This is a genomic window from Halobacillus trueperi (assembly GCF_003386945.1).
GTDB lineage: Bacteria > Bacillota > Bacilli > Bacillales > Halobacillaceae > Halobacillus > Halobacillus aidingensis.
In genome coordinates, this window is sequence record NZ_QUAE01000010.1 from 46,976 (window position 1) to 58,910 (window position 11,935).

8 protein-coding genes and 1 tRNA gene are annotated in these 11,935 nt (G+C 43.7%); 2 read left to right on the top strand and 7 right to left on the bottom strand.

Annotated elements, in window-relative coordinates; translation table 11 throughout:
- Positions 1–360: 360 nt before the first annotated feature.
- The 7 genes from DYE48_RS13145 to DYE48_RS13175 form a co-directional block, all read right to left on the bottom strand.
- Positions 361–1,620: an L-lactate MFS transporter gene (locus DYE48_RS13145; protein ID WP_341865618.1), complete on the bottom strand. Its 1,260-nt coding sequence runs from the start codon at positions 1,618–1,620 to the stop codon at positions 361–363.
- Between the two features lie 933 nt (positions 1,621–2,553).
- Positions 2,554–3,342, bottom strand: coding sequence for an ABC transporter ATP-binding protein (locus DYE48_RS13150; protein WP_115824037.1), 789 nt, complete (start codon positions 3,340–3,342; stop codon positions 2,554–2,556).
- Between the two features lie 53 nt (positions 3,343–3,395).
- The gene (locus DYE48_RS13155) at positions 3,396–4,577 is read right to left on the bottom strand and encodes an ABC transporter substrate-binding protein (protein WP_115824083.1); all 1,182 of its coding nucleotides are present in this window, start codon (positions 4,575–4,577) and stop codon (positions 3,396–3,398) included.
- Positions 4,578–4,672: 95 nt separating this feature from the next.
- Positions 4,673–5,734: a branched-chain amino acid ABC transporter permease gene (locus DYE48_RS13160; RefSeq protein WP_115824038.1), complete on the bottom strand. Its 1,062-nt coding sequence runs from the start codon at positions 5,732–5,734 to the stop codon at positions 4,673–4,675.
- Positions 5,735–5,738: 4 nt separating this feature from the next.
- Positions 5,739–6,623 carry a branched-chain amino acid ABC transporter permease gene (locus tag DYE48_RS13165; protein ID WP_115824039.1) on the bottom strand — a complete coding sequence of 295 codons (885 nt, stop codon included), beginning with the start codon at positions 6,621–6,623 and terminating at the stop codon, positions 5,739–5,741.
- Position 6,624: 1 nt separating this feature from the next.
- Positions 6,625–8,508, bottom strand: coding sequence for an AMP-binding protein (locus DYE48_RS13170; protein ID WP_115824040.1), 1,884 nt, complete (start codon positions 8,506–8,508; stop codon positions 6,625–6,627).
- Positions 8,509–8,523: 15 nt separating this feature from the next.
- Positions 8,524–9,297: an ABC transporter ATP-binding protein gene (locus DYE48_RS13175; RefSeq protein WP_115824041.1), complete on the bottom strand. Its 774-nt coding sequence runs from the start codon at positions 9,295–9,297 to the stop codon at positions 8,524–8,526.
- Between the two features lie 331 nt (positions 9,298–9,628).
- Here DYE48_RS13175 and DYE48_RS13180 point away from each other — a divergent pair.
- Positions 9,629–9,701: transfer RNA gene (locus tag DYE48_RS13180), tRNA-Ala, on the top strand.
- Between the two features lie 191 nt (positions 9,702–9,892).
- Positions 9,893–11,917, top strand: coding sequence for a methyl-accepting chemotaxis protein (locus DYE48_RS21410; RefSeq protein WP_115824042.1), 2,025 nt, complete (start codon positions 9,893–9,895; stop codon positions 11,915–11,917).
- The last annotated feature ends 18 nt before the right edge of the window (positions 11,918–11,935 follow it).

An 11,935-nucleotide genomic window follows, 5' to 3' on the forward strand; every position in this document is an offset into this window, starting at 1 on the left:
AATGAACCGTTCCTATTGCACGTAAAACTAGACCTGTGACTAGTCTTACCTTTTCATCATAAATGAAACCATGAGCATCATTCATAATCGAATGCGCGCCCGCTTCTCCCTCTTAGCCAATCAATCAACAATCATCTTCCTTGTAAAAAGATAAGCCATTAAGAGTATGATTCACCCTTCCATTGATAAGAACCGAGGAAAAACAATGCAGGAAGGATAATCTCATTCATTTGTAACCACTGTTTTCTGTACAACTTTCTGACTTTTCCTTCTGTTCATCCGTCCTTTTTTCATTTATAATAGATGATTTCAAAAACGAAAACCCGGATGCTGTCCATGCATCCGAGTTTCGTTTTTAATTTATGCTGTTTTCTCTTTGTTCATTAATGCTTTTCGCTTTTTCTGTTCATCGACCTTGGTCAGAATAGATACCACCAAGGCGATGACGAATAGACCAGAGAAGAAAATGAGGCTGTTCTCATAGCTTCCTGTCGTATCTTTCATCCAAGCTGCAAAGATAGGACCAGCAAGTCCGGCAGCCGCCCAAGCGGTCAAAATATAGCCATGAATGGCACCAAGCTCTTTTGTTCCAAACAAGTCCCCGATAAACGCGGGGATGGTAGCAAAGCCGCCACCATAACAAGTGTAAATAATAGAAAAAGCAATAACAAAAATCCAAGTCGCGGTTGTCCAAGGAAGAACAAGGAATAAACCGATCTGCAGAACAAAGAAAGTAATATAAGTATTCGCACGACCTATATAATCGGAGGCACTTGCCCAACCGATTCTTCCGAGTCCATTGAAAACCCCCATCACACCCACGAGAGTGGCTGCAGTGGCTGTCGATACCCCGACACTTTCCTCCAACAATGGTTTAGCTGCAGAAATAACAGCGATCCCACACGTGACATTAATGAATAACATTGTCCAGAGGTAATAAAAACGCTTGGTCTTTAATGCTTCCTTTGCACGCAAGTTTGCTAAATCTTGATTTTCCGTATCCGTTTCCTTATCTGGATCATAGCCTTTAGGTGTCCAACCTTCTGGAGGGCGGGACATGTAAAGGGATGAACCAATCATAACGACAAAATAACTGATTCCCAAAATATAAAAGGTAGCTGCAATTCCAACTGAATTGATAAGAAAATCCATTAATGGACTGGCAATAGCGGCTGCAAACCCGAAGCCCATAATCGCCATCCCCGTTGCCAAACCTCTACGGTCAGGGAACCATTTTACTAATGTAGAAACAGGTGCGATATAACCGACACCTAAACCTATTCCTCCAAGAACCCCGTAAAATATGTACAGCATCCATAATGATCCTGCGCTTACAGCGATTCCTGATCCGGCCACACCAATCCCGAAAAAGATGGCAGCTGTGATTCCGGCGACCCTCGGTCCATACTTTTCCACAAACCATCCTAAAAAGGCTGCAGATAATCCTAAAAATAAAATTGCAATACTGAAGGTCAGCTGAACTTGACTTGCTGTCCAGCCAAATTCTTCGCTCAGTGGGCCTGTAAAGTTACTCCAGGCATAAACAGAACCGATAGATATATGAATCCCTACCGCTCCTAAGGCGATCAACCATCTGTTCTTCACTTTTCTTTCTGACATTTTTTCACCTCTTTTTCATTAATTACCTGTCTTTTTCCTATAATCTCAAATTCTAAACAAAATTCCATTTATTATGACACATTCTGTCCATATTCTTCCTCACTTGAATTATTTCCTGGACAATAAAAAAACACCTCCTATCCAGGAAGTGTCCATTAAGTATAAGCTCCCGATTGTGGAAGACTCAGTTTCGAGACTCTTTTGGGTTTCTTTGCTGGGTTGAGCGTCAGGGGTGGTGGGGAAGCTACTCGCTTTCTGCTGGAGCGCGGTGAGCACATTCAGCGCGTCCTTAAAGGCAGCCTTGCCTAGTTGAAATAATGAATGACAATTCCTGGCCATGGATACGGGGTCAGGGAAACGACGATTTGCAGTGTTTTGGAACAGTTTGTACAAAAAAACACACGTTCGTGTTTCCATTCGCTTTACATGCGGACGTTTCCCAGACCCTGTTCCCTCCCCTTATTTGTGCAGGATCTATGGTTAAAACAACTCTATAACTGCTTAGGTGAACTGGTCTTCATTACAGAACTCAGTAGGTTACTGTTAGAGAGATTTCGAGAACCTCATTTAGTAAAGGGGCGGAGGGGAATGGGGAGACTCCTACCTTAAGTGTGCAGGCGCCTCGATCAGCGGCGTATGGACTGGACTGAGCTGGCGGAGATAAAGGAAACACGAAGAACGGAGTGATTCGATGTTGACTTATCGTACAGAAGCGAGGGAAGTCTCACTAGTCGCTAGGCGCCGGAACCGGATAACTAAGAGGAAAAAAGTGCATGGTGAGACCCGCAGGACGCAGTCCGAGGAGGCTCACCGCGCTCCCACGGAAAGCGGCTCATTCCCCGCAGCCCCCATCCACTCAACAAAAGTCTCGAAACTGAGTCTTCAAGAATCCTGCCATATAGTTGAAGATTACTATTCTACAAAGCTCACCTTCTAAATCCAGCGTTGTTTTTTTCGGTAGGATTTTACGTCTCTGTAATTTTTACGTCCCTCTTCATTCATACCTAAATAGTGTTCTTGTACTTCCTGGTTAGAAAGCAGTTCTGATACAGGAGCTTCCAAAACAGAGCGCCCGTCCTCAATGATATATCCATAATCAGCGATGGAGAGCGCTACATTCGCATTTTGCTCAACGACCAGGATGGACATCCCTTCTTCTTCATTGATCTGTTTAATGTTTTGAAAGATCTCTTTGACGAGAAGCGGGGCAATCCCAAGAGACGGTTCGTCTAACAACAATAGCTTTGGTTTCGCCATGATTCCTCTTCCGATGGCGAGCATTTGTTGCTCACCTCCTGAGAGCAGTCCTGCATGACGGGAACGTAATGTTTTCAGTTTTGGAAAATAATGATAGACACGATCCGTATCTTTCTTTATGTTCCTTCGATCTTTTCTGGTGTGAGCGCCTGCTGTTAAATTTTCTTCGACTGTGAGATGCTTAAAAACTCTTCTTCCTTCCATACTTTGAAAAATACCTTTTTGAACAATTTTATCAGGACTCATTGAAGTCAAATCTTCTTCTTGATACGTAATTCTCCCCTTCGTCACCTGCCCATTATCTCCCCCAAGCAAACCTGAGATCGCCTTAAGCGTCGTGGATTTCCCTGCTCCATTGCTTCCTAACAAAGCGACGATGTCTCCATCCGGCACCTCGATAGACATCCCTTTTAAAACTAGAATCATCTTCGAATACACCACTTCAATATTATCGACTTTCAACATAAGGCTTTACCCTCCTTTTGAAAAAAGGGGCCTCACCATGAGACCCCTCACTCTTAATCTTCATAACTGAAATAATCCGTGATGACTTCAAACTTCCCATTCTTTACTTCAGCCAGACGCACTTGGTTCGTACCCGCATGGTTGTCTTCTGAGAAAGTAACAGGTGCAGCTAGACCACCTAAGTCCATGTCTTTGATTTGTTCGATTCCTTTACGGATGCCTTCTCCGTTCAACTCTTCAGCATTTCCTATCCCTTCAGCCATAATTTTAGCTGTGACCCAGCCTTGAACGAATTTTTGACTGACATCTTCAAGACTTTCTCCCTTGGACTCCAGGTACTCTTCCATTTCAGCCAGCCCTTCCAATTCTTCATATGGGAAAGCGTGAGTGACGACTCCTAACATTCCTTCTGCCGCGTCCCCGGCTATTTCTACAACTCCTTCTCCAGTCGCCCAGTTCAAACCGATGAATTGGGTATCAATTCCCAGCGTCTGAGCTTCCCGTAAAATCGTCGCTGTCGCCCCCCATGTTTGCTGAATGATGGCATAGTCTGGAGCTGCCTCTTGCATATTCAACATTTGGGACTGTGCTTCTGTCGCCGTCACCGGAATAACTTGTTCATCCACCACTTCGACACCGACTTCGGCCGCGTAGGCTTTAATATCCTCAATTGGTGAACGCCCGAAAGCAGTATCATTATAAAGGAGAGCGAGGGTCGGATTGTCTCCTTCGTGATTCTCCTTGATCCACTGCACAACAGCTCGTCCCTGGTCAGAGTATGTAGCTGCTGTCAAAAAGTTGTATGGACTCTCCTCTAAATTTTTCAGGTTTTCTGAGTAGGAAGCAGAGAAGTATGGAAGTTGATCGTTCGCTACTTGCTGACGAAGTGCTTCCGTATCCGCCGTTCCCCAACCGAGAATGGCTGATACATTGTCTTTATCACGGAGCTCTTGATACAAACGCTGTCCTTTCGCCATGTCGTAGGCGTAATCATCACCAATGAGTTCGACTTGAACACCATCAATTCCGCCTTGACTATTCAAATATTCATAGTAAGCTTTTTCACCTTCTGAATATGGAGTCCCAACATCACCCGTACCGCCTGTAATATCAAAGAGCGCTCCAATTTTCACGGTGTTTCCGTCAGAAGCTTCGGCGTCTCCACCAGCCGCTCCTTCATCTCCACTACAAGCAGCCAGCATCCCCATTAACAGCATGAAACACAACAAAAGCATCGTTGATTTTGCGTACGTTTTGATCAAATCCTCGACTCCCTTTCTATTTGTTATATAGTTTAGAGTAAAAAGGCAAAGACCCTTCCCTCCACTTGCTAATAAGAAAATGGCCAAACTTTGAAGTAATTTTTGATGTTACTCCACATATGCGCCAACCCGCCTGGTTCAAAGATGAGAAACAGGATGATGGCTGCACCAAAAGCAAGTTCCTGGAAGGCTGCTAATGTGTTTTGCATATCCGGCATATAGACAGCGAGATAATCCATGATAAAACCGAGGCCTACAGGCAAAAGTGTAATAAATATGGCTCCAAGAATGGATCCAAGAATACTCCCGAGGCCACCGACTAAAATCATCGCCAAATATTGAATCGAAACTGTGATGCTGTATAGTTCAGGGCTGACAATCATCGTGTAATGAGCGAGCAATGCGCCGGCGATCCCAACAAAAAAGGAGCTGATTGCGAAGGAAAGCACCTTGTATGTGAACAAATTGATGCCCATGATTTCTGCTGCTACGTCACGATCGCGAACAGCTAAAAAGGCTCTGCCCGTACGGCTTCGGAATAAATTCAGGGCATATACGATGGTGAAAAGCAAAATGATGAGACACAAATAGTAGTAGCTGCTTGCAGACATCAAAGAAAACGATCCAATGGATGGTCGTTGAAGGACCATTCCAGAGGTTCCACCTGTCAAACCTGTCCACCGGCTAATAATGAACAAGATGATGAATTGAGCCGCTAATGTCGCAATTGCCAAGTAAAGTCCCTTAAGTCTTAGAGACGGAATTCCGAATAACGCACCTACAGAAGCTGTGATAAGACCTGCTACAGGCAAAGCTACCCAAAAGCTCAACCCTAACGTACTTGTCAAAATGGCGGATGTATATCCTCCTACACCTAGGAAGGCGCCGACCCCGATGGATATCTGTCCAGTGAATCCTGTCAAAATGTTCAATCCGATAGCGCCTATGGAAGCAATCGCACATAAAGTCGCAAGACCGATGACGTAATTATCAGCCAGCAAAGGAAACAGAAATGCTAGAATGGCCAGTCCAAGCATCCTGATTTTCACCCGTTTGATTGAAAAAATAGCCATATCCTTCTCGTACCTAGTTTTGTAATTGCCACATTCCATGACAAATGGATTTTTCACATCCTCACACCCTTTCCATTCCACCTTTTCCAAAGAGTCCATATGGTTTGATCATTAGTATCAAAATGACGATGATGAACGGAAACACTTCTTTCAATCCTCCACCGACAAGGGGGTCGATATATCCACCCGCCATACTTTGCAATATTCCTATTATAAATCCACCAACAATGGCTCCAGGGATACTATCCAGTCCTCCCAGAATGACCACAGGTAAAACGGTAAGGCCGATCACGCTCATCGTTGCGTTCACTCCGTTTATATTTCCAAGCAGCACCCCGCCGACAGCAGCAACGATACAAGCAATCGCCCAGGTGATAGCAAATACTCGTTTCACATTGATTCCCATACTGGCGGCTGCCTGAAGGTCATCCGCTACCGCGCGCATTGCCACCCCCATTTTTGAGAATTTAAAGAAGATAGTAAAAGCAAGGAGCAGAGCCATAACAATAATGAACGACCATAAATAGACAGGTGTAATAAGAACTTCACCAAAAGTCACCGGAGTGTTCGGAAAGAGGTTTGGATACACGCGCGTCTGGTGTCCCCATACCATATGGACCAACCCTGCGAGCAGGTTACCGAGACCAATCGTCGCCATAATGACCGAAATGGTAGGTGCATTCAGTAACGGTCTTAGTACGACCCTCTCAACCAATAACCCAAGTACACCACACACGCCCAGGGTAGCCGCAAGAGCCACTAAGAAAGGCAATTTCAAAGCAGTGACAAGTGTCAAACAAATATATGATCCGATAAGTACGAATTCACCATTTGCCAGATTCAAAGCATCGCTAGCTTTATAGATGAGGACGAACCCTAATGCTACGAGCGCATAAATACTTCCTACTACAATTCCACTGACGAGCATTTGCATAAAGAAAGTCAACTCAAGCCACCCCCTGTGATCGATCTAATAAGATGACGGGCACGATTTCCCCCTCGTTCGTTTGTTCAGAATATAGATTTGACAGTGTATCGAACTGTCCGCCATCATTATATAACGCAGTTAAATAACGCTTGTAATTCTTTTCCACAGTTCTCCGTACCGTTTTCTGCGTGGACGTCATTTCCCCATCACTCAGTCGTAACTCTTCAGGAAGGATGACGAACCGTTTGATTCGACTTTCTTCAGGTAAAGATGCCATCATTTCGACGACTTGGTCCCTGATGAGTTCTATAACCTCCGGATTCATCGTCAAATCCCGGTAACTCGTATAAGAGATTTGATTCTTTTCTGCCCAACGCCCCACGCTTGCTCGATGAATCGTGACCATGGCCGTCAAATATGAACGACCTTCGCCGAAGACCAAAGCTTCTTGTAAGTAGTGACTCTTCCGAAGCTCGGTTTCGATTTCACTGGAGGATCGTCCATCTGTTGAATCCAAAGCCAATCGCTCCTCCATTCTTCCACGGATTTCGATTTCTCCTGAATCTAGGATTTTGCCGTAATCTCCAGTAGAAAATTCCGTGACAGGATGTCCCCCGAAATAACCAGCGAAAACTTGTAGACCTTCCACTTGAATTTCTCCTCTGGACGCTATACTCATAGATAAACCAGGCAGTGGTTTTCCCGCACCTTCAGCCGACCATTCCTGATCTCTCTGAATAGAAGCATAGCCTGTCGTTTCGACCGTTCCATACGTTTGTTTCACATTGACTCCTAATCCTTGGAAAAACTCAAAAGCATCCTTATTTAACCTGCCGCCCGTCACGTAAGCTCTTCTTAAACGGGAAAGTCCTAAATGGTCACGAATGGCACTGTACATAAAGAAGTCATTCAGTGAGTAACTGATTTTCGATAAAAAAGAGACTGAACGGTTGCTCAATTTTGCTCGTGCGTTTTTTTCTATGCCGGATTCGGTAAGTTTATATATTTTTTTCTTCCATCGTGTGGAATCATTCATTCGAATTTGGAAGCGTGTCAATATGTTCTCAAATGTTCGTGGAGGTGCTTGGATCAAGTGTGGTCCGATTTCTCTTAAATCGTTTAAAATGGTAGAAGGTTCTTCAGGAAAATTGATGGTCATCCCTCTCGTCAAGGACAATCCGACCGCCATCACTTGTTCACAAATCCAAGCGAGAGACAAGAAGGATAAGTAGTCATCATCAGCTTTTACAGGGTCTACTTCATGTATAGATAAAGCCGTTTGGATCAGGTTGGTATGCGTGAAAGTAGCGGCTTTCGGGTGACGTGTCACCCCAGAAGTGAACGTAATGAAAGCAATATCCAACGGTTTTACTTTTTGGATTTGATGCTCAAAGAAAGACGGATCTTCACTAGCTCGTGTTCTACCGATGGACTGCACGTTTTTTAAATCCATAAGCTTGTCATGCGAATAGGACCGGAGACCTTTTTCATTATAGAAAAGAATGGATTCAATGGTTGGAAACGAATCGATGATATCAAGAAGCTTGTCCACCTGTTCCTGGTCCTCAACCACTAAGATTCTCGGTTCACATTCGTGTAAGCAATGGGCCATCGCGTCAGACGAAGCATCCTGATAAATCCCCACAGGGACTGCGCCAATCGATTGGGCCGCAAGTTCTGTAACAATCCAATGCGGTCGATTATCCCCTATGATTCCGATGCGGTCTCCTGCTTGTATCGAAAACTCTTCTTGGAATCCAAGGGCTAGTGATTCTACCTCTCTGTAATATTTATGCCAGGTCCATTCTTTCCAAATGCCCAAATTCTTCTGGCGGAAGGCCACTTTCCCCCCTTCTTTATCTGCTTTTTCAAACAAAAGCTGAGGCAGCGTTCGGTGCGTCATTCCACAATCCCCTCCTTATGTGGTCACTTCTTGTTCACCCAAATAAGCTTTGATGACTTCGGGGTTCTTCTGAATTTCTTCAGGTGTACCAAACCCGATTCGTTTCCCAAAGTCCAGGACAGCAATTTTGTCAGAAAGATCCATGATGACCCCCATATCGTGTTCAATGAGGAACACCGTAATTCCATTCAGTTCATGCATATCCAATATGAACCGGGCCATGTCTTCTTTTTCAGCACTATTCATCCCGGCCATCGGTTCATCAAGCAAAATCAATTCAGGTTCAAGGGCAAGCGCGCGTCCTACCTCCACCCTTTTTTTCAATCCGTATGGAAGTGTACCGACTGGGGTATGACGGATATCCTGCATCTCGAGAAATTCAATGACTTCCTCCACCGACTGACGATGGACGACCTCTTCCTTCTCCGCACCACCCCAGTAAAGTCCACCCGTAAAAATTCCCGCTTTCATTTTGACATGACGTCCGAGCTTCAAATTATCCAGAACAGACATATGTTCAAATAAAGCGATATTCTGAAATGCACGTGCTATGCCAAGAGAAGTCCTTTTGTATGGTTTCATCCCTAGAATTTCTTTTCCGTTAAAACGGATTGAGCCTGCTGTCGGTTTGTACAGTCCGCTTATACAGTTCAGCATACTCGTCTTCCCTGCTCCATTCGGACCAATCAACGAAAAGATCTCACCCTTTTCCAGGTGATAGGACACATCATCCAAAGCTTTCACACCACCGAACTGCAACGATACATTTTCGACCTCTAGGATAGGCAAAAGTGAGGATCCCCCTTTTATGTAAGCGTTATCATCGTTATAAAAGTATTATATAACCTAAAGAAGAGAAGTCAACATAGTTTTTGTAATTTTATGAATATTAAGTATATTGTTAGATTATGTAAAACTTCCTTGCTTTTGATTTACCAAGGTTGGAATCGGTCCCTAGTTCTACCATCCTTAATTCAAAATTTTTCAAATGATTTTACAATCCCCCTCCCCTACTTAATGGCTTCCTTCGTTCTAATAACAACTATTGGAAGAAGAATACAAAAAACTCTTGATTTTTTCCATCTGTCTATATACAATAATAATTGTCGAAAAAACATATGGGGCATTAGCTCAGCTGGGAGAGCGCTTCGCTGGCAGCGAAGAGGTCAGCGGTTCGAGCCCGCTATGCTCCACTACTTTGAGCCACCATTTCTACTACATGAAATGGTGGCTTTTTCTATCCTCACTTTTCATAAACAAAAGAACGCTTATCTTATAAAATATGTCACTGTCTATTGAATTTCACTTTTACCGTCCGATAAATGTATAGGAACGTTGCTGTTAAGGAACAGCAACGATTTTACATAAGAATCGGAGGTACACCATGTTAAGAAAAAGAAAAAAGAGTAAACAAGGATCCTTTTGGAATCGAACCTTGCAGAGGCAGATTTTGATCCCATTCCTCACTTTGATTACCGCCGCTGGCATCATCATTGGTTATGCGAGCTATACATTCGGCGTTTCCATTACGACCGATGAACTCACCGATAATGTGGAGAAACAAATGAACTCATTAAATGATTCATTCGAATTGTTTTTCCAATCTCAAGAAGACATCGTCAATCATTATTCTCAGGAACAAGCATTCATCAATTATGCTTCTGAAGAAGACCGCGTCATCCGGCGTATGGATGACATCCGCTCTTCCAACGAAATCATTAAAAATGCCTATATGGGCATCGAAGAATCTGGGGAGACAATTACTGATTCCACATTGACTTTACCATCTGAGTTCGACCCTAGAGAACGCCCTTGGTATAAAGATGCGGTCGCAAACGAAGGCGGTCTTATATGGACAGCTCCCTATATGGATACAAATACCAACGAAACGATTATGAGTGTAGCCCGCGCGGTTATGGATGACAATGAAGTGATGGGCGTATTCTCTATCGACCTTAATATGAACTCGCTTCTTAATCTTGTGGAAGGTGTGAAGATCGCCGATACCGGTTACGCAGCGATTTTTGATGAAAGTGGTACATTCCTTTCCCATCCAGATCCAGATCTTGTAGGTACAGATGTTTCTGAGGAAAGCTACTATCTGAACATTATGGAACAAGAGCAACCTTCAGGTGTCATTACATACGAATATGATGGAAGAGATAAGACATTAGGTTACTCGATCAACGAAACGACTGGTTGGATTATCGTCGGAACAGTAGATAAAGCAGAACTCGAAGAAAAAGGAGCCGCAGTTCTTCTACCGATTACCATCACCGTTTTAGCCATTTTGATCCTATCCGTGATCGTTTCAGTGCTGATAGCTCGTCGGATTCGCCGGCCGATTACTGATTTACAAAAAAATATGAAACGTGTCGAAGAAGGCGACTTAACGGTTGACCTCATCCAACACAGAGACGATGAAATCGGACAATTGTCAGCTTCCACACACAAAATGAAAGAAAGCATCAAAAGAATCATCGAACAATTGCAAGAAGCAACAGAAGCTGTTTCTGAACAAAGTAGGGGATTGAAACAATCCGCTGATGAAGTTCGCGAAGGAAGTGAACAAATTGCTTCCACAATGGAAGAACTTTCGGCTGGTTCAGAATCACAAGCGCATAGTTCCTCTCGTTTGTCTGAAATGATGGATTCGTTCGTAAACGAAATCAAGGAAGCCCGCCATAATGGAGAAAACGTTGCGGACTCTTCTCAACAAGTTTTATCCATGACGAATAATGGCAGTGAGATGATGCGGCATTCGGTGAATCAGATGCAGAGCATTGACCAGATTGTCAAAGATGCCGTTAAAAAAGTACGTGGTCTAGATCAACAATCCCAAGAAATCTCTAAACTCGTACAAGTGATCCAAGATATCGCAGAGCAAACCAATCTACTATCTTTGAACGCTGCTATTGAAGCTGCTCGTGCTGGAGAACATGGCAAAGGCTTTGCCGTGGTCGCGGACGAAGTACGTAAATTAGCCGAGCAGGTAACCAATTCAGTAGAAGATATCACAGGCATTGTCACAGGCATTCAAAATGAGTCAACGAATGTCGTCACAACACTAAAGCATGGATATGAAGAAGTCGATCAAGGCACAAAACAAATGAAGGTAACTGGAGAAACCTTTGATAAGATTGAAGAATCTGTAACAGATATGGTAGCCAAAAGTCGTGAAATATCCGACAAACTTAAGAAAATTTCTGAGGATAGCTATGAAATGAACGCTTCTATTGAAGAGGTGGCCTCTGTTTCACAAGAATCTGCAGCAGGTGTGGAACAAGTGACAGCCGCTGCCCAACAATCCAACAGCTCTGTGGAAGAGGTTTCTCATAGTGCAGATGAATTATCTTCTCTTTCCAAACAATTAAATGAACAAATTCGCCAGTTTAAAGTAAAAGAGTAAACAAAAAATCCTCCCGTG

Bases quoted from the DNA above. Each gene is read 5' to 3' on its own strand.
- DYE48_RS13145 (WP_341865618.1), bottom strand. From the start codon at position 1,620: ATGTCAGAAAGAAAAGTGAAGAACAGATGGTTGATCGCCTTAGGAGCG.
- DYE48_RS13150 (WP_115824037.1), bottom strand. From the start codon at position 3,342: ATGTTGAAAGTCGATAATATTGAAGTGGTGTATTCGAAGATGATTCTA.
- DYE48_RS13155 (WP_115824083.1), bottom strand. From the start codon at position 4,577: ATGCTTTTGTTGTGTTTCATGCTGTTAATGGGGATGCTGGCTGCTTGT.
- DYE48_RS13170 (WP_115824040.1), bottom strand. From the start codon at position 8,508: ATGACGCACCGAACGCTGCCTCAGCTTTTGTTTGAAAAAGCAGATAAA.
- DYE48_RS21410 (WP_115824042.1), top strand. From the start codon at position 9,893: ATGTTAAGAAAAAGAAAAAAGAGTAAACAAGGATCCTTTTGGAATCGA.